Raw genomic sequence first — 21,132 nt, 5'->3', positions numbered from 1 at the left:
GTTATGGCGAATTCTCCGGCCCCGGCACTGGAATTGCGTGAGGGCGATGATGTTGAGCTTGATCGGTTGCTGCGATCGACCTCGACGCCGGCTGGCGTGGTGAGGCGGGCGCGGATCGTGGCGCTGGCCGCTGAGGGGTGGGCGAACTCGCATATCAGCGACGTCGTCGGGGTGTCGATCCCGACGGTCCGCAAGTGGCGGTACCGGTACCTGCACGACGGGATGGCCGGCTTGCTCGATGCTGATCGGCCCGGCCGGCCCCGGCGTATCGATCACGCCGACATCGTGTCGGCCACGTTGATGCCGCCTCCGAAGAAGTACGGGGTCACGCACTGGTCCTCACGGTTGCTCGCCGCCCATCTCGGGGTCGGGAACGCCACGATCGCACGCGCGTGGCGCGAGTACGGTGTGCAGCCGTGGCGGTCGGGAACCTTCAAGTTCTCCACCGACCCGGAGCTGGCCGGGAAGGTCACCGACGTCGTCGGCCTGTATCTGGAACCGCCGGAGAACGCGATCGTGCTGTGCGTCGAGGGCGTGTCAGATGGTCTGTGTAAGTCGGGAGGGTGAGTCCTGAAAGGAACTCTCACTGTGACCATCGATGATGTGACTGTGGATCAGTCACGAGAAGAGCGGCGTCGCCGCCAGAACGAGGCCACCGATGCGCTCATCGCCTCGGGTGCGCTCGATGATGTCCTTGCCAAGATCGATGGCGGCGAGCCGTTGACCGGCGAGGGCGGTCTGCTCGGGTCGCTGATGAAGGCGGCCCTGGAGCGTGGTTTGAACGCCGAGTTGAGCGATCACCTCGGGTACGAGGCCGGCGACCCGGAGGCGTCGTCGTTTCCCAACTCCCGTAACGGTTACGGCACCAAGACTGTCGCCACCGAGGTCGGGGACGTGGAGTTACGTATCCCGCGTGACCGCGACGGCTCGTTCATCCCGATGCTGGTCCGCAAGGGCCAGCGCCGTCTGGACGGTCTGGACGCGATGATCGTCTCGCTCTACGCCGGCGGGATGACGATCCGCGATATCCAGCACCATCTGGCCTCCACGATCGGCACGGACCTGTCGCACGAGACGATCTCGAAAATCACCGAAGAGGTCGCCGACGAGGTGATCAAGTGGCAGCAACGTGACCTCGAACCGCTGTACCCGGTGATGTACCTCGACGCGATCGTGGTCAAGGTCCGTGACGGCGGGCACGTGATCAACAAGTCCGCGCACCTGGCCGTCGGTGTCGACGTGGACGGTATCAAGCACGTCCTGGGGATCTGGATCGCGCAGACCGAGGGCGCCAAATTCTGGGCGTCGGTGTGCGCTGAACTCCGTAATCGCGGCGTGCAGGACGTGCTGATCGTGTGCTGTGACGGGCTGACCGGGTTCGCCGACGCGGTCGAGGCGACCTGGCCGCAGGCTACCGTGCAGACGTGCGTGGTCCACCTGATCCGGGCGTCGATGCGGTTCGTGTCCTACGGTGACCGCAAAGCCGTCGCCGCCGCCCTCAAACCGGTCTACCAGGCCTCCAGCGCCGACGCTGCTCTCCAGGCCCTGGAGGAGTTCGACGCCTCCGAACTCGGGCGCCGCTACCAGTCGACGGTGCGCAGTTTCCGCGACGCCTGGGAACGGTTCACCCCGTTCCTGGCGTTCCCGCCGGAGCTGCGCCGGGTGATCTACACGACCAACAGCATCGAATCGTTGAACTACCAGTTGCGCAAGGTCATCAAGAACCGCGGGCACTTCCCGAACGACGCAGCCGCCGTGAAGCTGCTGTGGATGGCGATCGGCAACATCGAGGACAAACGCGCCCGTGAACGCGAGAAGGAGAAAGGACTACCCGCCGATCAACGCCGAGCCCCCGGCCGACTCGTCGAAGGCCAAGTCACCACGAACTGGAAACGAGCATTGGAACAACTCTCCCTGATCTACCCCGAACGAATCAACCATCACCTCTAACCCGAACACCCGAACGACATACACAGAAAACTTGACAGGCTCTGCGTCGATGAGAAGTCGCAGATCCAGGCCCTGGACCGGACCGCGCCGATGCTGCCGATACGGCCCGGGCAGATCGAACGCCGCACTCATGACTACAAGCGGCACGGCACGACCACGTTGTTCGCCGCCCTGGACATCGCGACCGGCCAAGTGACCGGCGCAGTCAAGCCACGGCATCGTCACCAGGAGTTCCTGTCGTTCCTGCGACAGATCGACCGCACCTACCCCGGCCAGGAACTGCACCTGGTGATGGACAACTACGCCACCCACAAGAAGGCCGAAGTCCGCGACTGGCTCGTCCAGCACCCGAACATGCACGTGCACTTCACCCCGACCTCCGGATCCTGGCTCAACCTCGTCGAGGTCTGGTTCGGCATCATCGACCGGCAAGCGATCCGCCGTGGCGTATTCACCTCAGTCAAAGACCTCAACGCGAAGATCCGGGCATTCATCAGCGGCTGGAACGACCGCAAACACCCCTTCGTCTGGACCAAGACCGCCGACGACATCCTGAAGAAAGCCCAACCGAAAACTAACTAAAGACACGCGGCACTAGTGTCTGGGGTGGTGGTCTCGACTTCGCTCGACCATCATGTGGCGGGAGGCGGCCCTGGCGCGATACTAGAACGTGTTCTAGTATCGGCGGCGTGGACCTCACCTTCGACAGCACCCGCCGCGAGCTCGTCACCGACCAGGGCGTGATCCGCTATCACGAAGCCGGGGAGCAGCACGACGACGTGCTCCTGCTGCTGCACGGCAGCGGCCCCGGGGTCACCGGGTGGCGCAACTTCCGCGGGAACCTAGGCTTCTTCGCGCGCACGCATCACGTGTACATCGTCGAGTTCCCGGGTTTCGGCGTCTCCGACCCGGTCGACGGCCATCCGGTGCTGACCGCCGGTGCCGCGGTGATCCGGTTCATGGACGGCCTCGGTATCGACCGCGCCGCGATGGTCGGCAACTCGATGGGCGGCGTGGTCGGCATCAACCTCGCGATCGACCACCCCGAGCGGGTCGAGAAGCTGGTCACGATCGGCGGAGTCGGCCCCAACCTGCTCAGCCCCAGCCCCAGCGAAGGACTGCGCCTGCTGCAGGAGTTCACCGACGCGCCGGACCGGGACAAGCTGGTGCGCTGGCTGCACTCGATGGTCTACGACAGGGCGCTGGTCACCGACGAACTGATCGAGGAGCGCTGGAACGCGGCGACCGATCCGGCGGCCGCGGCGACCGCCGCGATGATGTACGGCTCGGCCGCCTTCGCGATGATGCAGCGCTACCAGGCCACGTCCGACCGGCCGCCCTACTGGGCGCGGATGCACAAAGTCGCCTGCCCGACACTGCTCACCTGGGGCAACGACGACCGGGTCAGCCCACCGGATATGGCGCTGGTGCCGCTGCGGCTGATCCCGGACGCGCAGCTGCACGTCTTCTCGCGGTGCGGCCACTGGGTGATGATCGAGGCCAAGGACGCGTTCGAGCGGACCGTCTCGGCGTTCCTGTCGTAACGGTCAGCCGTTGTGCGGGCTGGCCCGCAGGCGCGCGGTGACCACCATGCTGAACAGCCGGAACCCGAGGCCGATCAGGATCAGGTTGCAGATCATCTGGATCGACACCGCGATCCGCGCGCCCTGGGTCACCGCATCGATGTCGCCGAATCCGGTGGTCGTGAACACCGTGAGGCAGTAGTACAGCGCATCCATCCGCGTCAGATGCTGATTGAAGCTGCCCGGGTGGTAGTCGGACATCGTGAAGTAGATCGTCGAGAACGACACCAGATACAGCGTCACCAGCGCGGCGAGCATCTCCAGCGCGGCCGCGAGCGGATAGGTCGCGTGCAGAAAAGCGCGGACCTCCCAGACGCAGAAGGCGAGCAGCAGCAGCGAACCGGCCACCGACGCCGCGACGTTCCAGTCGCTGGTGTGGTTGAACGGCAGCAGGAAGTAGCCGATCACCAGCACGCACGCGGCGAACAGCGGGCGCAGCAGGGCCCGGGTCAGCCAGCCCGCGTTGACGTTGTCCAGCGCCGCCGTCTCGATCGGCCCCTGGGTCTTGATCAGCGGGGCTTCCTCGGCGGTGGTGGTCGGTTGCCGGAGCGAGAGCTTCTTCACCAGATCTGCACCCGTTCCCCGGGCGGCAGGTACAGCGCGTCGCCGGAGGTGACGCCGAAGGCGTCGTAGAACGCGTCGATGTTGCGCACCACGCCGTTGCAGCGGAACTCCGGCGGCGAGTGCGGGTCGATCGAGAGGCGGCGGATGGCCTCCTCGTCGCGGGTCTTGGTGCGCCAGATCTGGGCCCAGCTGAAGAAGACGCGCTGCGGGCCGGTCAGGCCGTCGATCACGGGCGGGGCTTCGGCATCGGCCCCGGCGAGGGCATAGGCGACCAGCGCGATGGACAGACCGCCCAGGTCGCCGATGTTCTCGCCGAGGGTGAACTCGCCGTTCACCGTGTACTGGGAGTCCAGGCCGGTCGGCGTGTACCGCGCGTACTGGGCGGCCAGCGCCGAGGTCCGCTTGCCGAACTCGGTGCGGTCGTCGTCGGTCCACCAGTCCACCAGGTTGCCGTCGCCGTCGTACTTGGCGCCCTGATCGTCGAAGCCGTGCCCGATCTCGTGGCCGATCACCGCGCCGATCCCGCCGTAATTGGCGGCGTCGTCGGCCTCGGCGTCGAAGAACGGCGGCTGCAGGATCGCGGCCGGGAAGACGATCTCGTTCATGCCGGGGTTGTAGTACGCGTTGACCGTCTGCGGGGTCATGAACCATTCGTCGCGGTCCACCGGGCGCCCGATCTTGGCGAGTTCGCGGTCGGTCTCGTAGGCGGCGGCCCGGGCGACGTTGCCGAGCAGGTCCGCCGGATCGACGGTCAGTGCGCCGTAGTCGCGCCGGGTCGCCGGGTAGCCGATCTTGGGGGTGAACTTGTCCAGCTTGGCCAGCGCCTTCTCCCGGGTCGCCGGCGTCATCCAGGCCAGTTCGCTGATGTTGCGGCGGTAGGCCTCGAGCAGATTGTCGATCAGCCGGTCCATCCGGGCCTTCGCCGCGGGCGGGAAGTGCTTCTCGACGTACAGTTCGCCGACCGCGAAGCCCATCGCGTCCTCGACGAAGCCCACGCCGCGCTTCCAGCGTTCGCGGTTCTCGGGGGCCCCGGACAGCGTGGTCCCGTAGAACGCGAAGTTCTCATCGACGAATTCGGCCGACAGGTACGGCGCCGCGCTGCGGAGCAGCCGCCAGCGCAGCCAGGTCTTGACGTCGTCGAGCGGCCGCTGCGCCAGCACCTGGGCGGCGCCGGTCACGAACGACGGCTGGCCCACCACCACTTCGGTGAAGGCGGCCGTCGCGGCATCGCCGGCGAGCGCCGTGATCCAGGCGCCGAGGTCGAACCCGGCGGCCGCCGCGGCGAACTCGTCGCGCGTCATCAGGTTGTAGGTGGCCTCGGCGTCGCGCCGACGGACAACGTCCCAGTGGTGGGCGGCCAGCTCGGTCTCCAGAGCCAGCACGGTGGCGGCCTCGGCGGCGGCATCCGCGCGGCCGGCCAGGGCGAACATCCGCTCCACGTGCGCCAGGTAGGCGTCCCGGGTGGCGGCGTGCTTGTCCTCCCGGTAGTACGACTCGTCGGGCAGTCCGAGGCCGCTCTGGGTGATGTGCACCAGGTACCGGTCGGAGTTCTTCGAATCGGTGTCGACGTAGTACCCGAACAGGCCGCCGACGCCCCCGCGCTGAAAGACGCCCAGTGCGTAGGTCAGGCCGGCCATGTCGGTGATCGCGTCGATCGCGGCCAGGCCGCCGGCGATCGGGGAGGCGCCGAGTTCCTCGATGCGCTCGGTGTCCATGAACGACGTGTAGAGCGCGCCGATCTTGGCCGCGTCCGACCCGGGCGCACCCTCGGCCTGGGCCGCCTCGACGATGTCCCGGACGTGCGCCTCGGCGTTGTCGCGCAGCACGTGGAAGGCGCCGTCGATGCTGCGATCGGCGGGAATCACGTGCTCGGCGAGCCAGCGCCCGTTCACGTGGGTGAAGAGGTCGTCACCGACGGACACGGAGTCGTCGACCCATTGCAGGTCCAGGCCGGAGGTCTTGGGAGTGTCGTTCGTCACGCGTCCATAGTGCCTGATCGGCGACGTTGCGCTGCGGCTACTCCCCGAGTGCGGCGTCCATCGCCCAGATCAGCACCTGCGCATCGGTGCGGGCGCCGATGACGGTGCCGCCGAATCCGGTCGCCCGCAGGGTGTCGCCGGTGCTCAGCGGGGTGTGGTCGACGGTGACCGCGCCGTCCGCGACGAACAGGTGGGTGAATCGGGAGTCCGGGATTCGCGCGGTCCGCCCGGCGGCCAGCTGCGCCACCCACAGCGTGGCGGCGGAGTGGCCGATGCGGATGGCCGAGTCGAGCCGCCGGTCCCCGGAGGCCAGGGGGATCAGTCCGCCCGCCGCGAGTTCGGTGGAGACGTCGCACTGCTGGTAGCTCGGGTCGGCGCCCGGCCGATCGGGTTTGAGCCACATCTGCAGGTAGTGCACCGGTTCGGCCGCGGTCGCTCGGGAGCCGGGCGGGCCGGGGTCGTTGCGTTCCGAGTGCAGGATGCCGGTGCCCGCGCTCATCCGCTGGGCGAGCCCGGGATGGATGAGGCCGCTGTGTCCCTGTGAGTCCTGATGGACCAGTGTTCCGGACAGCACCCAGGTGACGATCTCGGTCTCGGCGTGCGGATGTGTATCGAATCCCGTTCCCGGAGCGATGATCTCGTCGTTGTGGACCAGCAGAACGCCGTGGTGCGTATCGTCCGGGTCGTAGTGGTCGCCGAAGGAGAAGCCGTGCCGGGAGGTCAGCCACTCGGTGGTGGTGACGGCGCGGTCGGCGGCGCGAACGAGGCGGGGGGACATGGGTCCATTATCGACGGAGACCGGATCGTGACCAGTTAGACGCCGGACCGTGAACGGACTGACTGGCCCTACAGATGTGATTAGAGTGAAAATTGTGACTATGAGTCTGTGGTCGCGACGATCGGCGATGGCGCTGTTCGTCAGCGTCGTCTGCGTGCTGTCCCTGGCCGCGTGCGGCGGTGAGGACGACTCCGAACCCGCCAAGGCCGCCCGCGCCTTCGCGAAGGCGTTCTCCAGCCAAGAGGTGCAGGCCACCTCGGACATGACCACCTCGCCGTCGCAAGCGGCCGACTCGCTGAGCGGCACCTTCGCCGGGATGCACGCGCGGACCGTCGACGCCCACGTTCTCGACACCGTCGAATACAGCGACGGCACCGGGTCGTTCACCATGCGCACCACCTGGCGCTGGGCCGACGACCGCGAGTTCTCCACCAAGACCAGCGGCAGCCTGCGCCGGCTCTCCACCGGGTGGAAGGTGCAGTGGGAATCCGGGCTGCTGCACACCGGGATGCCGGTCGGCGGCCGCCTGCAGATGATCCGGACCGACGCGACCCCGGCGCCGACGGTGCGCAGCGCGTCGGGCAAGGCCTTCATGCAGATGCAGCCGGTCAACGAGATCGTCATCAACCCCGCCGCGACGCGGAACCTGCAGCGATCGGTGAACTCGCTCGCCGATGCGCTCAAGCCGATCGCGCCGCTGATCACCGCGCAGGTGATCAACGACAAGATCGCCGCCGCGCAGGGCGGCGAGACGGTGGCGGTGACGCTGCGCGACCCGGACATGAAGGTGCTGGCCTTCGACCCCGAACGCATCGCCGGGGTCACCGTCCGCAAGACCGGCATGCTCGTGATGTCCGACCGGCGGCTGTCGACACCGCTCTCGACCGGACTCACCAACTACTGGCAGGCGATCCGCGATGCGACCTCCGGCTGGCAGGTGCAGCAGGCCGCGCCGGGTGCGGCGCCGGTCAAGCTGGCCGGCGAGCAGGGCCGCGCCGGACCCGACATCATGACCACGATCAACCAGAACGAGCAGCTCACCCTGGGTGACGCCGCCGTCGAGGTGGCCCAGCCCGCGACCATCATGACCCTGGATGCGCGCTCGGGCGCCATCCTGGCCATGGCGCAGAACGACGCGGCCGCGGACAAGCGGGTCCTGGCCGACGTCGCGTACCCGACCGGCAGCACCCTCGATCCGGTCTTCGGCGCCCTCGATGCGACGCAGAAGTCCAAGTCGGCGGCCACCGAGCAGCTCAACCGCCTGGGTTTGGGGATCACCGTCACGGTGCCGGGCGTCGTCGCGCCCCGGGACGAGTCCCGGCCGACCGTGTCGGCGGCGTCGTTCCGCCCGCAGGACTTCACCGCCACCATGCTCAACATGGGAACGCTCGGCGTCTCGGTGGCCCGCTCGATCGCCGGCACCGGCGAATCGGTGCCGCCGTTCCTGATCAAGGGCACGCCGACCAAGGTGACCGGCGGCAAGCTGGGCGCGATGGACGCCGACACCGCGCGGCGGATCGCCGCAGCGATGGTGACGACCGCCAAGACCGGCGACGCCAGCGACCTGACCGGGGCGCCCGGTCTGCGCGCCCTGGTCGGCACCAACGGGCCGCAGGGGCCCGGCTGGTTCGTCGGCATCTCGGGCGGCAAGGTGCTGGTCGTCTACTGCGAGGGCGCCAAGTCGGGCACGGCCGCCCTGCAGGTGGCGCAGAAGTACTACCGCATCGACAACTGAGCCGCATCGACGACTGAGCCGGGACCCGGCCTGCTGTCCGGTGGTGGCTCAGCGACCGCCGAACAGCAGGCTTCTCAGGAGCCGACTCGTCCGGACCGGGCGCGCAGCGTGATCGCGACGGCCAGTCGCCAGCCGAGCAGCAGCACCGCGGTGGAGATGGTCGCGACGATGAGGAACGAGGTCGCCGTGCCCTGGCTGGACGAGGCCCGCAGCAGCATGCCGAGCACGACGGTCGACACCCAGATCACCACGCCGTCCGGGAAGATCCGCATCGGGCGCCAGGTCGCGATCACGTCGCGCTTGCCGCCGTCCTGGACCCAGTTGATCAGAAAGCCGAGTGCCCAGCCGATCACCGCGCCGACCAGGAACGGCCACAGGGTGCGGGAGAAGCCGGCGATGGTGAACGCCTCGTCGTGGCTGCCCCGGCCGATCGCCACGAAGGCGACGATCGCGGCGAGATCGGTGATAGCGGTCAGAACGAGGGACTTGTCCCAGGCGCGGGTTGCTGCGGTGCTCACTGGGTCCACGCTACTGCGGCGGCCGCCTCAGGCGCTCTCGGGCCCGGCGCCCAAGTCGTCTTCCTCACGGGCCATCTCGTGCTGGATGTCGTCGCGGGACTTGATCTCGGCGCGGTATCGGATGGCGATCACCACCCAGCCGATCGCGGAGACCAGCACATAGCTGACGATGCGGTAGAGGATCACCGCGAGAAACGCGTCGGCGGTCGACATCCCGGCCTGCACCAGGGCGGGGACGAGGACGGCTTCGACGACCCCGATGCCGCCCGGCAGCAGCGGGATCGCGCTGCCGACGGCCTTGCTCGCCGCGTAGGCGACCATCAGGCCGGCGAAGCCCGGGTGCGCGTTGAGGGCGTAGCAGGCCAGTGCCAGGCAGGCGACGTCGGCGACCCAGTTGAACAGGCTCCAGCCGAACGCTTTGGCACCGTCGCGCTTGTTCAGGTGGACCGCGCGCAGCTGAGCCAGAATGCGGTGCAGCCGGGCCACGCCGTGATCGTCGGGCTTGTCGCGCATGTGATTGACCCAGCCGAGAATGCGGACGCCGAGACCCTCCAGAATCTCCGGCCGCGACGCGATGTACTGCATCACCACCACGAAGGCGATGAACACGGCGACGCTGAAGAAGACGGAGAACGCGCTGGTCTTGGCGCCCGCGAGCAGAGCTCCGCCCAGGCCGAGGACCGCCAGGCCCGCACCGGCGAGCAGACCCGACATCACCAGCTGCCACGAGGCGACCACCGGGGACGCGCCCCACTTGCGGCTCTCCCGGTAGATGAACGCCGGCGCGAACACCTGGCCGCCCGGCATGGTCTGCGAGATCGAGTTGGACGCCAGGATCACCGCGAGCGACTCGCGCTGGCGGACCCGGACATGGGCCGACCGCATCAGGACGCGCTGCACCTGCGCGTAGCTGTCCATCGACAGCATGGCGGCGACAATGCACGCGGCCACCCACCACCAGCGGATGTCGCTCAGCCGGCTGCCCGGGTGTCCTTCGTGCCAGGTCGGCGCGATGTGCGGCCAGGCGATCCAGGCCTCGACCCCCAGGATCACCACGATCAGGATCGGGGTGCCGATGCGGAGCCAGCGCTTCCAGTTCCAAGTGCGCTTGGCCGGTGCCTCCTGGCCGTCGGCGTCTCCGGTCTCGTCGGCCATGCTCAGCACCCTAGTGTCGCGTGTCGAAAATTGTCGAATGGCTGCCGCGGCATACCGTCGATGAATTTTCGACACACGACACTTGTGTCACAGGAACGCCTGGCACCAACCGCTCAGTCGCCGTCGGTGTCCTGACCGCGACTGCGGCGCAGCAGATCCTGCACGCTGATCTGGTCGTTCCGGTCGGCGCGCCGCTCCCGCGACGTGGTCTCGGCCGGGTGCCCGTACTGCGGCGGCATGGTCGGCGGACCCGCGGGCACGGTGCCCGGGTAGGGGCCGGACTGCGGCCGCGGCGTCACCGGCGGCTGCGGGGCGGCCGGCTGCGGACCGGACGGCGGCTGGGTGGCCGACGGGGCCGGCTGCGGCCGGGCGGGCTGGACCGGGGGTGCGGCCGGGCGCTGGGGGCGCGGTCGCGGCGCGACGGGCCGCTGCGCGGTCGGCTGCTGGGTCGCCGGCTGCTGAGCACCGGCCGGTCCCTGCGGCCGCGGGGCCGGATGGGGCTGACCGGGCTGCGTGGCGGGCCTGCGCTGCGGACCGGTCGGCGGCTGCGGCCGCGGACGCAGATCGCGGTTGTCCAGCCGGACCCCGCCCGCGCCGAGGCGCCACGAACCGGTGTCCGGTCCGGCGCCGCCGCGGGCCGCCGCGCCGGTGTCCGACGCGCGCGGAGCGTCGACCAGATCCTCCAGGTGCCCTTCGGCCAGCGGATGCTCGCCCGACATCGGGTTCGCGGGATGGGCGATCGACGGCCCGGACGGCGGTGCCGCCTCGTCGGCGTCGTCGGCCGGGGACGCCGCGACGACGTCGGGTTCGGCGTCGTGGTCCTTCCGGCCGCGGCGGGCCAGGGCGCGCAGTCCACGCGGCTCGGCCTGCCCGGCGGCGGGACGATCGGCCCGCGGCTGCGCCCGCAACTGGGTGGTCTCGGCCTGGGCGACGGCCACCACGCCCCCGGCGCTGGTGCTGCCGGCGGCGACCACCGCCACCTCCTTCGAGGCCGGGTCGTCTTCCAGGATCGTCTCGCCGAGGCCGATCTTGCGCTGCAGCTTGAGCATCCAGCGCGGGGCCCACCAGCAGTCGTCACCCAGCAGCTTCATCACCGACGGCACCAGCAGCATGCGGATGACGGTGGCGTCGAGGATCAGCGCGGCGATCATGCCGAAGGCGATGTACTTCATCATCACGATGTTCGACAGGCCGAACGCGCCGGTCACCACCACCAGGATGGCGGCGGCCGCGGTGATGATGCGGCCGGTCAGGGCGGTGCCGACGCGGATCGCCTCGGTGGTCGACGCCCCCTGCTGTCTGGCCTCGACCATGCGGGAGAGCAGGAATATCTCGTAGTCGGTGGAGAGGCCGTAGACGATCGCGATGATCAGCACCAGGACGGCCGCGAACAACGGGCCCGGGGTGTAGTTCAGCAGCGTCGCGCCGTGCCCGTCGATGAACATCCAGGTCAGGATGCCCAGCGTCGAACCGAGGCCGAGTGCCGACATCAGCGCGGCCTTGATCGGCAGGATGATCGAGCCGAACGCCAGGAACATCAACAGACCGGTCACCAGGACCAGCAGGATCGCCATGTACGGCAGGAGCCGCATCAGCGAGTCGATCGAGTCCTGGGTCAGCGCGGGCATACCCGCGACGTAGACGCGCAGACCCTGGTTGTTGATCGACCGCAGCTCGTGGATCGCTTCGGCGGCGGTGGTGCGATCGGCCAGACCGGCCGACATCTGCTGCACCGCGTAGCCGCTGTCCGGGTTGTTGTAGTACGACCCCTGCAGACCGCCGCCGTCGGTGGTCGGCGAGAACTTCTTGGTGAAACCGGGGACCTTGTTCGCCTCGTCGGCGATGGCCTGGATCTTGGCCGTCGCCTGTTCGTCATCCGGGTTGTAGACGACGACCAGCTTGATCTCCTCGGTGCGCTCGGCCGGGAAGTACTTGTCGAAGTGCTCCTGCGCGACGCGGTGCGGGTCGTTCGGCGGGAGGTACGCCTCGCTCATACCGCCGAAGGCGATGTTGCCGAACGGGATGATCAGCGCGAGCAGCAGCAGGACGGTGGGGATCGCGGTCTGCAGCGGGTGCTGCATCACCCAGCCGGAGAGACGTCCCCAGAAGCCGTTCTCGATCTCCTCGCGGGTCTTGGTGCGGTTGAGGGCGGGCACGCTCAGCGCGTCGATTCGGCGTCCCAGGATGCCCAGGATGGCCGGCAGCACGGTGACCGACAGCAGTGCGGCCAGGGCCACCGACGCGATCGCGCCGTAGGCGACCGACTTGAGGAACGGCTGCGGGAACATCAGCAGGCAGGCGAGCGCGGCCACGATGATGGTGGCCGAGAACGCGATGGTCTGGCCCGCCGTCATCACCGATCTTCGGACCGCGGCTTCGACGGTGTAGCCCTCGGCGATCTCCTCGCGGAACCGGCTCACCATGAACAGGCCGTAGTCGATGGCGATGCCCAGGCCGATCAGCGTGACCACCGACTGGGCGAACACGTTCAGCTCGGTGATCTGGGCCAGGATCGTCATGATGCCGAGCGATCCGGCGATGGTGAGACCGCCGATCAGGACCGGCAGCACGGCGGCCACGATGCCGCCGAAGACGAACAGCAGCATCACCGCGACCACCGGCAGCGCGATCAACTCGGCGCGGTGGATGTCCTGTTCCATGCCGTGACTCATCGCGCCGGCGATCGGCTGCAGGCCGGCCAGCTCGAAGGTGGTGCCCGGCATGTCGTACTTCTCGGACAGGTTGTCGAAGAAGGGTTCGATGGTCTTGTAGTTGTTGAGGATCGTGGTGTCGTCGTTGCCGACGATGCCGATCGAGATGAAACCGACGTTCTCTTTGAGGTTCCACATCCGGTCGCGCTTGAGCTGCTGCGCGGTGGCGCCGGCGCCGGTGCCGTCCGGGAAGGGATCGAGCAGGCCGGCCTTGGAGGTGTCGCTCGGATCGTCCGGGCTCTCGCGGCTGATGATCTTCGGGTACTTGGCGACCAGGTCGTCGACGATCTTCTCGACCTTCGCGCCGAACGCGGGATCGCTGATCGCGGTGCCCTTCGGCGGCGTGATGACCAGCAGCGCGTCGGATTTGTGGTCGCGGCCGAGGGACTGGTCGGCGATCACCGAACCGGTCACCGATTCGGAGGTCGGGTCGAACCAGCCGCTCTGCGAGAGGTACTTCGGCAGCGCCAGACCGTAGATGCCGAGGCCGCCCATCAGCACGATCAATACGGCGATGACGGTGTAGCGCATCCGGTACACGAATGAGCCGATGGATCCGAACACGCCGGTTCCTTCCTTCTCGCGGACAAAACCCCGTCGGGCATTCTTGCAGGCGAGCCTGAGAAAAGCCCTTGTGGGACTACTTGAGCAGAGCGCTGAGCGGCCGGAACGGGGTGAGCCAGGCGCCGTCGTCGGGCAGGGCGTCGAGGCTGATCCGCGGTAGCGGTTCCCGGAAGACGGCCGGGATGTCCTCGAGATCGATGAACTCGAGTTCGGTCGACGTCGTCGCCCACGCCGCGTGCTCGCGGAACCCGATGACGGTGACCGGCACGCCCTGCCGGGCCAGCTCGAGCAGCGGTTCCCGGAACGCCTGCCCGTCGGCGGAGGCCACGAAGACCCCGGCCAGGCCGGTGGTGTGCTCGCGCAGCGCGATGTGGTCGAGCATGTCCTGGTCGACGTCGCTGTCGTCGCTGATCTTCGGCTTGGCGAAGACCGCGAAACCGACGTTGCGCAGGGCGTCCACCCACGGGCGCACCACTTCGGCGCTGCCCGGGACGATGTTGGTGAAGACGGTGGCCTCGGGCTCGACCGGCTCCTCACTGGTCTCCGCCAGGTCGGCGGTGCGGCCCAGGAGCCAGCGGCCGAGGGCGTCGAACCGGGGCCGATGCGCGGCGGTCGGCCGGCCGCCGAGGATTCCGCCGAGACCCATGTCCATGTTCGGGGCGTCCCAGACCAGAAGGACGCGCCGGGCCGGGCTGGTGCCGGTGAGGGTGGGGCTCAGGTCGGCCGTGGGCGTCATGCCGGATCCTCCTGGGTGTCGTCGGCGGCCGGCTTGTCGCGCGGCACGGGCTTGACGTAGACGAACTCGTTGACCTCGCGGCCCTCGCGCTCGGCGCGGCCCTCGAACTTGGTGGTGGGCCGCTCCAGCAGGATGGGGCTGTCGTACGTCAGCGGGATCACGTGCGGGCGAGACGGATCCTGGGTGGCCAGGAGTTCGGCGATCCACTGCGCGTAGTCGGCGTGATCGGTCGCGATGTGCAGGATGCCGCCCGGCTTGAGGCGGTCGGCGATCAGTTCGATGGTGCCCGACTGCAGGAAGCGGCGCTTGTGATGGCGCGATTTGGGCCACGGATCCGGGAAGAAGACGCGGACACCGTCGAGCGAGTCGGGCCCGACCAGCTCGGTCAGCACCACGGTCGCGTCGCCGCGGATCATCCGGACGTTCGTCAGGCCGCCGCGGTCGATCAGGCCGAGCAACTGGGCCAGGCCGGGCTGGTACACCTCGACGGCGACGACGTCGGCGTCCGGCTCCTCGGCGGCCATCGCCGCGGTGGAGATGCCGGTACCGCTGCCGACCTCGATGATCAGCGGTGCGCGGCGGCCGAACCATTCCCCGGCGTCGAGAGGCGGCTCGTCGGCGCGGTCCGGGCCGGTACGCAGATCGCGACCGAGGACGGGCCACAGCGTCTCCCAGTTGCGCTGCTGTCCGGCGGTCAGGCTGCCGCGCCGGAAGCGGAAGCTGGTGACGCGCGGGTACAGGCGGGAGCGGTCGCTGTCGGGGGCGCCGGGCGCGGCGGCGTCGGTGTTCACCGCTCCATCGTGGCGCATTCTGCGCCATTAGCCATATCCGACACCCGAACCGGCGGGGCGCGTAGCGTCGTCAAGGGGCGTCCGGCACGGCCGGACGGGCTGACTCGGGGGAGGTTGGCATGACCGAAACGACGGCCGATGAGCTGGAACGACGCCGGCGCGCACCGCTGACCGCGGTGGTGACCGGCCATCCCGGCGGCGGACGGGACACCGTCGCGCTGGGCCTGCGGACCGAGTTCGGGGTGTGGGCGGCGGCCGGCGATGATCCCGGCGCCGATCTGGTGGTGCATGTGCTCGGCGCGGTCGCGCGGGACTGCGACCGGGAGCTTCTCGCCGGGGAACGACGGCCGTGCGTGGTGGTCGCCGGGAAGGCGGACCTGCGCCGTGATCCCCAGCGTGCCCGGGAACTCGCTGAGGCGGCCGCCGTCGCCCTGGGCCGCCCGGTCTATCCGGTGTCCGGGCTCCTCGCGGCGGCCCGGATCGACGACGGCCTGGCCGCGGCGCTGTGCCGGTGGGCCGGCGCAGGTGAACGGGTCCCGGTGCCCGCGGTGGCCTTCCCGGATGCGGCCCGCGATGCCGCCGACCGAGCGCTGCGGGACCGCGCGCTCCGCGAACTCGGCCCGGCCGGCCTGGCGTGCGCGCTGGCCGCCGCCGCGCGCTCGCCGCGGCTCGGCCCCGATGCGATGACGGGGCAGGCGATGACGGCGGCGGTGCGGGCGCGCAGCGGTTTCGCGGCGCTGGTCGGACCGATCCGGGCCTGCGCGCCGGGCATCGCGGCCGCCCGGGAACGACGCCACCGGGCCGAGTCGACGGTGCTGGCGGCCCGCGGCCCCGGCCGGGACGCCGTCGAAGCGCGGCTGGCGATGCGTGGAGTGCCGCGATGAGCGGCGCGGACGTCGTGACGGTGGCCGGGCTCGCCGGTGCCGAACCGGCGGAGCTGGCCGTTCTCCTGCCCGGGACCGGGCCGCCGGTCGCGCTGCTGGCCCTGGACCTGACGACGACGGCCGGTGCCGCCGAACGTGCGCTGCTCGCCGGCCTGCGGGCGCCCGAGCCGGGCGGGCCGGCGCGCGAGGTGGCGCTCGTCGGTGTCGGTGCCGGTCTCGATCCGGACTGGCCGCGCCGGCTCGCGGCGGCCCGGAACGCGCTGGATCCGCGGCACCGGCTGCCGGTCTTCGCGGTCTCGCTGGAGGCCGCGCGCGCCGGCGACCGGGACGGATCCGGGCTGACGGCGCTGGCCGCCTGGTGTGCGGACCCGGACCCGGCCGAGGCCGCTGAACCGGCGGAGACCGCCGAGCCGTCGGCGACCCCCAGGCCGCCGGACCCCGCGCCGTCGCCCGCCGGCGCCGAGCGCGCCCGCGCCCGGTTGCGCGCCGAGCGCCTGGCCGGGGCCCGGACCGGACTGGCCGCCGTGCGCACGCAGGCCGCCGCCGACATCCGCGCCGGTGCCCTGGAGGTGACCAGGCTCGCCGATGCCGCGTGCGAGCGGCTGGGCCGGGGCGGTGCCGATCCGTACCGGGCGTGGCTGGCCGGGACGCTAACGGAGTACCGGGATCGCCTCGACGCCGAGGTACGCGGCGGCGTCGACCACGTCCGGGCCGCCGCGCTGGCCGGGGTGCGGGTGCCGGAGCCGTCGCCGTCGCCGTCGGGGACCGCGGACGTCGTCGTGCCCGATGCCCCCGCCCGGCGGCTGTCTCCGGAGGATCTGGTGGTCCTGGCGCTGGGCGGATCCGCCGGTCTGGGGCTCGGCCGGGTCACCGTCGCCCCGCTGGTGCGGTGGGCCGGACTGGGTGCGCCGGGCACCGTACTGACGGTGCTCGTGGGGCTGGCGATCGCCGCCGGGGTGGTCGCCGTCCGGCGGCAGGCGGCCACGCGGTCCGCCGCACGACGCTCCACCGCGGAGGCCGTCGCCGCGGTCCGCGGCGGTCTGGAACACGCCGTCGCCGGTCTGATCGGGGCGGCCGAAGCTGAACTCACCCGCGAGTCGTGGAACCGAACGGCCCGCTGGTGCGTCCAACCTTCTAGAAACGAAGGAGTGGGCCATGAACGACTGGATTGATCTGACGGGTGAGGAATCTCTCAACGACAGTGGTCAGGGCGCTGCGGGCGGGTCCGGCGGGCACCCGCTCGACGACCACCTGTGGCTGTTCGACGGGAGCTCGGCCTGGGATCTGGGGCCGGCGCAGCTCGATGCCGACGCGGACGGCGTCGCCGATTCGCTGACCAGGGGGACCGCCGCGCATCTGACCGTCTACACCGACACCGATCTGGACGGCCGGGTGGACCGGATCACCGAACTGGATCCGTCCGGGCACTGCGCGGTGAGCGATCTGGATCCGGCCACCGGGGTATGGCAGCCGACACAGCTGGGACGCTTCGGCTGACGCCTCACCGGGCACGCGGGTCCCATCGGGGACGGGGCATGTGTCCGGTTGGTGCCTCCCGGCGGTATCATGTTGGCGACCGTGCAGGCGTGGTGAACTGCGCGGAGTCAGCAATACGAGGAGAGACACTCAATGACCGCTGCGACCATTCCCGGCCTGGAAGCCGGTAGCGCGCCCACGAATCACGCCGGCCTGTTGGCCTGGGTCGCGGAGGTCGCCGAGCTCACGCAGCCCGACCGGGTGGTCTGGGTCGCCGGGACCGACGAGGAGTGGGATCGCCTGACCGCTCAGCTGGTCGAGGCCGGCACCATGGTCAAGCTGAACGACGAGAAGAAGCCGAACTCGTTCCTGGCTCTCTCCGACCCCGCCGACGTCGCCCGCGTCGAGTCGCGCACCTTCATCTGCAGCAAGACCGAAGAGGACGCCGGCCCGACCAACAACTGGGTGGATCCGGCCGAGATGCGCGCCACCATGACCGAGCTGTACCGCGGCTGCATGCGCGGGCGCACCATGTACGTGATCCCGTTCTGCATGGGCCCGCTCGGCGCCGACGACCCCAAGCTGGGCGTCGAGGTGACCGACTCGGAGTACGTGGTGCTCTCGATGATGGTGATGACTCGCGTCGGCACCCCGGTGCTCGACCTGCTGGGCGACGACGGTTTCTTCGTGCAGGCCCTGCACTCGGTGGGCGCTCCGCTGGAGCCCGGCCAGGAGGACGTGCCGTGGCCGTGCAACCCGGACAAGTACATCGTCCAGTTCCCGGAGGACCGGGTGATCTGGTCGTACGGATCGGGCTACGGCGGTAACGCGCTGCTCGGCAAGAAGTGCTACGCGCTGCGGATCGCCTCGGCGATGGCCCACGACGAGGGCTGGCTGGCCGAGCACATGCTGATCCTTAAGCTGATCAGCCCGGAGGACAAGGTCTACTACATCGCCGCCGCGTTCCCGTCGGCCTGCGGTAAGACCAACCTCGCCATGATCCAGCCGACGCTGCCGGGCTGGCGCGCCGAGACCGTCGGCGACGACATCGCCTGGATGCGTTTCGGTGAGGACGGCCGCCTGTACGCGGTGAACCCGGAGTTCGGCTTCTTCGGCGTCGCCCCCGGCACCAGCAACGACTCCAACCCGACCGCGATGAAGACCATCGAGGCCGGCAACACCCTGTACACCAACGTCGCCCGCACCGACGACGGCGATGTCTGGTGGGAGGGCATGGGCGAGCCCCCGGCCCATCTCATCGACTGGCTCGGCAACGACTGGACCCCGGAGTCCGGCACCAAGGCGGCGCATCCGAACTCGCGCTACTGCACCCCGCTGAGCCAGTGCCCGACGCTGGCCCCGGAGTGGGACGACCCGCAGGGTGTGCCGATCTCGGCGATCCTGTTCGGCGGCCGCCGCAAGACCACCGTCCCGCTGGTCACCCAGGCCCGCGACTGGGAGCACGCCGTCTTCATGGGCTCCACCGTCGGCTCCGAGCAGACCGCCGCCGCCGAGGGCACCGTGGGCGCCGTCCGCCGCGACCCGATGGCCATGCTGCCGTTCCTCGGCTACCACGTCGGCGACTACTTCCAGCACTGGTTGAACGTCGGGCAGCGCGAGGGCGTGCAACTCCCCGCCGTGTTCTACGTGAACTGGTTCCGCCGCGGCGACGACGGCCGCTTCCTGTGGCCGGGCTTCGGCGAGAACAGCCGCGTCCTGAAGTGGATGGTCGACCGCATCGAGGGCAAGGTCGAGGGCATCGAGACCCCGATCGGCATCGTCGCCGCCCCGGGTGAGATCGACGTGACCGGTCTGGACGTCTCCGAGCAGGACCTGAACGAGGCCCTTGCGGTGAACGTCGACGAGTGGAAGGCCGAGGTCCCCACCATCGAGGAGTGGTACGAGTTCGTCGGCGATCGGCTGCCGGCCGGTCTGCAGTCCGAGCTCGACGCCCTGGTCACCCGCCTCGACGAGGCCGATAAGGCCTAAACCACGATTCGACGTCGCCCCGGTCTCCCGCTTCCAGCGGTGACCGGGGCGTCGTCGTCTGGGGGCATCCAGCCCGTCTCGCGAGCTCGGGCGAGTGCGGATCCGGTGCCGGGCACCCGAGCGTCTCAGGCGGACGTAGCCGACATGGCCGGGGTCGTATCGTCGGAGTGGTGCCCGCCGTCCTCGGCGTAGTCGCCGTAGAGGTACTTCTTCGGCGTGTACCGCATGCCGGCGTGGTAGACGACGAAGCCGAGGCCTGCACCGATGAACCAGGTGAAGCTGGCCGCGTAGGCGGTGCCCCAGATGACGACCGAGATCGGCGGGATCGAGGCGATGACAACCGCGATCACGGCCACCGGATTCCAGCCCTTGCGATACGCGTAGCGGCCCTCGGGCTTGAGGGTGAACAGATCGTCGACGACGATCTTCTGCTTCTTCACCAGATAGAAGTCGGCGATCAGGATGCCGAACAGCGGACCGATCACGGCGCCCAGCGTGTCCATCGTGTAGTGGATGGCGGTCGGACTGTTGAACAGGTTCCACGGCGTGATCAGCACCGAGCCGACCGCGGCGATCATGCCGCCGACCCGCCAGGTGATCTTGGTCGGCGCCACGTTGGAGAAGTCGAAGGCGGGCGACACGAAGTTGGCGACGATGTTGATGCCGATGGTGGCGATCGCGAACGTCAGCACGCCGAGGACTGCGGCGGTGGTGTTGTCGATCTTGTCGACGATGTGCACCGGGTCGGTGATGATCTTGCCGCTGTCGTCCTTGCCGATCACGGTGGCGCCGGCCGACACCGTGGCGACGACCAGCACCGAAAAGAACAGGAAATTCACCGGCAGGCCCCAGAAGTTGCCCTTCTTGACCTCGCTGAAGGTCTTGCCGTAGCGCGAGAAGTCACCGAAATTCAGCATCGGCCCGGAGAAGTACGAGACGACCAGGGCAAACGCGGAGATCATCATGGTGATCGACGACCAGCCGCTCAACTCGGAGCCTTCGGAGAGGTCGAAGTGCACGTTGCTCCAGCCTGCCCGGTAGATCAGGTAGCCGGCCAGCAGCACCATCACGACATAGACTGCGGGCCCGCAGAAGTCGATGAATCGGCGGATGGTGTCCATGCCGTTCCAGAAGACCGCCGCCTGCAATACCCACATGATGGCGAAGCCCGCCCAGCCCAGCGGCGAGAGCCCGAGGAACGAGTGGGTGCCGGAATCGCCGTACTCGGCGAGCGACGGCCAGAACTTGATGGCCAGCAGGCCGAATGCCGTTGAGGCGAGGTAGGTCTGGATGCCGTACCAGACCACCGCGATCATGCCGCGGATGATGGCAGGTACGTTGGCGCCCTTCACTCCGAAGCAGATACGGGTGGTGACGGGATAGGGGACGCCGGCCTGCTGCGATGGCTTCGCGACCAGGTTGGCCAGGAAGTTCACCGCGACGATGCCGAGCACCAGCACGATGAGTACCTGCCACGCGGCGATCCCGAGCGCGAACAGGCTGCCGGCGAAGACGTAGCCGCCCACACTGTGGATGTCGGACATCCAGAACGCGAAGATGTTGTACCAGGTCCACGTCTGCTTCTTCAGAGGCGCGAGGTCTTCGTTGGTCAGTGACGGCGCGTAGCCGGGCTTGATCACGCTCTCGCCCGCGGCGTGTTTGGCTATCTCCGGTATCGGAAACTCTTGGATTTCCGCGTTGGTCATGGGTATTCCTCTG

At 69.3% G+C, this 21,132-nt stretch carries 17 protein-coding genes and 1 pseudogene; 9 read left to right on the top strand and 9 right to left on the bottom strand.

Annotated features, from left to right (window positions below):
- Positions 1–3 precede the first annotated feature (3 nt).
- The 4 genes and pseudogenes from MYK68_RS19790 (at position 4) to MYK68_RS19775 (ending at position 3,494) form a co-directional block, all read left to right on the top strand.
- A complete protein-coding gene (locus MYK68_RS19790) occupies positions 4–567 on the top strand; it encodes a helix-turn-helix domain-containing protein (protein ID WP_502798277.1) in 564 nt (187 codons plus the stop codon).
- A 42-nt stretch (positions 568–609) separates the two neighbouring features.
- Positions 610–1,950, top strand: a complete 1,341-nt coding sequence (locus tag MYK68_RS19785) for an IS256 family transposase (protein WP_247867961.1) — start codon at positions 610–612, stop codon at positions 1,948–1,950.
- Between the two features lie 39 nt (positions 1,951–1,989).
- A pseudogene (locus tag MYK68_RS19780) lies at positions 1,990–2,532 on the top strand (IS630 family transposase); the annotation flags it as partial.
- Positions 2,533–2,639: 107 nt separating this feature from the next.
- Entirely contained in the window at positions 2,640–3,494 is an 855-nt protein-coding gene (locus MYK68_RS19775) for an alpha/beta fold hydrolase (protein ID WP_247865431.1), read from the top strand.
- Positions 3,495–3,497: 3 nt separating this feature from the next.
- Here the strand turns inward: MYK68_RS19775 and MYK68_RS19770 are convergent, their stop codons facing one another.
- Genes MYK68_RS19770 through MYK68_RS19760 form a run of 3 tightly spaced genes read right to left on the bottom strand, consistent with a single transcriptional unit; the run spans position 3,498 to position 6,854 of the window.
- Entirely contained in the window at positions 3,498–4,097 is a 600-nt protein-coding gene (locus MYK68_RS19770) for a potassium channel family protein (RefSeq protein ID WP_247865430.1), read from the bottom strand.
- Positions 4,094–6,076, bottom strand: coding sequence for a M13 family metallopeptidase (locus MYK68_RS19765; RefSeq protein ID WP_283255255.1), 1,983 nt, complete (start codon positions 6,074–6,076; stop codon positions 4,094–4,096). The genes MYK68_RS19770 and MYK68_RS19765 overlap by 4 nt, the downstream gene beginning before the upstream one ends.
- A gap of 37 nt (positions 6,077–6,113) precedes the next feature.
- A complete protein-coding gene (locus tag MYK68_RS19760) occupies positions 6,114–6,854 on the bottom strand; it encodes a pirin family protein (RefSeq protein WP_247865429.1) in 741 nt (246 codons plus the stop codon).
- Between the two features lie 100 nt (positions 6,855–6,954).
- On the opposite strand from MYK68_RS19760, the gene MYK68_RS19755 reads away from it, so the two are divergent.
- Positions 6,955–8,589, top strand: coding sequence for an NTF2-like N-terminal transpeptidase domain-containing protein (locus MYK68_RS19755; RefSeq protein ID WP_247865428.1), 1,635 nt, complete (start codon positions 6,955–6,957; stop codon positions 8,587–8,589).
- A 74-nt stretch (positions 8,590–8,663) separates the two neighbouring features.
- Here the strand turns inward: MYK68_RS19755 and MYK68_RS19750 are convergent, their stop codons facing one another.
- The 5 genes from MYK68_RS19750 to trmB all read right to left on the bottom strand — a co-directional run bounded on the left by MYK68_RS19750 (position 8,664) and on the right by trmB (position 15,082).
- Positions 8,664–9,107 carry a DUF3054 domain-containing protein gene (locus MYK68_RS19750; RefSeq protein ID WP_247865427.1) on the bottom strand — a complete coding sequence of 148 codons (444 nt, stop codon included), beginning with the start codon at positions 9,105–9,107 and terminating at the stop codon, positions 8,664–8,666.
- Between the two features lie 27 nt (positions 9,108–9,134).
- Positions 9,135–10,262, bottom strand: a complete 1,128-nt coding sequence (locus MYK68_RS19745; RefSeq protein WP_247865426.1) for a lysylphosphatidylglycerol synthase transmembrane domain-containing protein — start codon at positions 10,260–10,262, stop codon at positions 9,135–9,137.
- 113 nt (positions 10,263–10,375) lie between these two features.
- Positions 10,376–13,537 (bottom strand): MMPL family transporter, encoded by a 3,162-nt coding sequence (locus MYK68_RS19740; RefSeq protein ID WP_247865425.1) that lies wholly within the window; start codon positions 13,535–13,537, stop codon positions 10,376–10,378.
- 76 nt (positions 13,538–13,613) lie between these two features.
- Positions 13,614–14,273, bottom strand: coding sequence for an NYN domain-containing protein (locus MYK68_RS19735; protein ID WP_247865424.1), 660 nt, complete (start codon positions 14,271–14,273; stop codon positions 13,614–13,616).
- Complete coding sequence (gene trmB / locus MYK68_RS19730; protein WP_247865423.1) at positions 14,270–15,082, bottom strand: tRNA (guanosine(46)-N7)-methyltransferase TrmB; 813 nt, start codon at positions 15,080–15,082, stop codon at positions 14,270–14,272. The genes MYK68_RS19735 and trmB overlap by 4 nt, the downstream gene beginning before the upstream one ends.
- Before the next feature lie 101 nt (positions 15,083–15,183).
- On the opposite strand from trmB, the gene MYK68_RS19725 reads away from it, so the two are divergent.
- The 4 genes from MYK68_RS19725 to MYK68_RS19710 all read left to right on the top strand — a co-directional run bounded on the left by MYK68_RS19725 (position 15,184) and on the right by MYK68_RS19710 (position 19,413).
- The gene (locus tag MYK68_RS19725) at positions 15,184–15,948 is read left to right on the top strand and encodes a hypothetical protein (protein ID WP_247865422.1); all 765 of its coding nucleotides are present in this window, start codon (positions 15,184–15,186) and stop codon (positions 15,946–15,948) included.
- Positions 15,945–17,120 carry a hypothetical protein gene (locus MYK68_RS19720; protein WP_247865421.1) on the top strand — a complete coding sequence of 392 codons (1,176 nt, stop codon included), beginning with the start codon at positions 15,945–15,947 and terminating at the stop codon, positions 17,118–17,120. The genes MYK68_RS19725 and MYK68_RS19720 overlap by 4 nt, the downstream gene beginning before the upstream one ends.
- Positions 17,104–17,445 carry a DUF6802 family protein gene (locus MYK68_RS19715; protein WP_247865420.1) on the top strand — a complete coding sequence of 114 codons (342 nt, stop codon included), beginning with the start codon at positions 17,104–17,106 and terminating at the stop codon, positions 17,443–17,445. The genes MYK68_RS19720 and MYK68_RS19715 overlap by 17 nt, the downstream gene beginning before the upstream one ends.
- A 132-nt stretch (positions 17,446–17,577) precedes the next feature.
- Complete coding sequence (locus MYK68_RS19710; RefSeq protein ID WP_247865419.1) at positions 17,578–19,413, top strand: phosphoenolpyruvate carboxykinase (GTP); 1,836 nt, start codon at positions 17,578–17,580, stop codon at positions 19,411–19,413.
- 125 nt (positions 19,414–19,538) lie between these two features.
- On the opposite strand, the gene MYK68_RS19705 is transcribed toward MYK68_RS19710, so the two are convergent.
- Positions 19,539–21,119, bottom strand: a complete 1,581-nt coding sequence (locus MYK68_RS19705) for an NCS1 family nucleobase:cation symporter-1 (RefSeq protein WP_247865418.1) — start codon at positions 21,117–21,119, stop codon at positions 19,539–19,541.
- Positions 21,120–21,132: the final 13 nt, after the last annotated feature.

Origin of the sequence: Gordonia sp. PP30 (assembly GCF_023100845.1) — a bacterium.
Lineage (GTDB): Bacteria > Actinomycetota > Actinomycetes > Mycobacteriales > Mycobacteriaceae > Gordonia.
This window is presented reverse-complemented; position numbering and strand designations above follow the sequence as displayed.

What these genes read in the sequence shown, in the direction of transcription:
- MYK68_RS19725 (WP_247865422.1), top strand. Translation starts at nt 15,184, where the DNA reads ATGACCGAAACGACGGCCGATGAGCTGGAACGACGCCGGCGCGCACCG.
- MYK68_RS19755 (WP_247865428.1), top strand. Translation starts at nt 6,955, where the DNA reads ATGAGTCTGTGGTCGCGACGATCGGCGATGGCGCTGTTCGTCAGCGTC.
- trmB (WP_247865423.1), bottom strand. Translation starts at nt 15,082, where the DNA reads ATGCGCCACGATGGAGCGGTGAACACCGACGCCGCCGCGCCCGGCGCC.
- MYK68_RS19720 (WP_247865421.1), top strand. Translation starts at nt 15,945, where the DNA reads ATGAGCGGCGCGGACGTCGTGACGGTGGCCGGGCTCGCCGGTGCCGAA.
- MYK68_RS19760 (WP_247865429.1), bottom strand. Translation starts at nt 6,854, where the DNA reads ATGTCCCCCCGCCTCGTTCGCGCCGCCGACCGCGCCGTCACCACCACC.
- MYK68_RS19790 (WP_502798277.1), top strand. Translation starts at nt 4, where the DNA reads ATGGCGAATTCTCCGGCCCCGGCACTGGAATTGCGTGAGGGCGATGAT.
- MYK68_RS19715 (WP_247865420.1), top strand. Translation starts at nt 17,104, where the DNA reads ATGAACGACTGGATTGATCTGACGGGTGAGGAATCTCTCAACGACAGT.
- MYK68_RS19745 (WP_247865426.1), bottom strand. Translation starts at nt 10,262, where the DNA reads ATGGCCGACGAGACCGGAGACGCCGACGGCCAGGAGGCACCGGCCAAG.
- MYK68_RS19710 (WP_247865419.1), top strand. Translation starts at nt 17,578, where the DNA reads ATGACCGCTGCGACCATTCCCGGCCTGGAAGCCGGTAGCGCGCCCACG.
- MYK68_RS19735 (WP_247865424.1), bottom strand. Translation starts at nt 14,273, where the DNA reads ATGACGCCCACGGCCGACCTGAGCCCCACCCTCACCGGCACCAGCCCG.
- MYK68_RS19705 (WP_247865418.1), bottom strand. Translation starts at nt 21,119, where the DNA reads ATGACCAACGCGGAAATCCAAGAGTTTCCGATACCGGAGATAGCCAAA.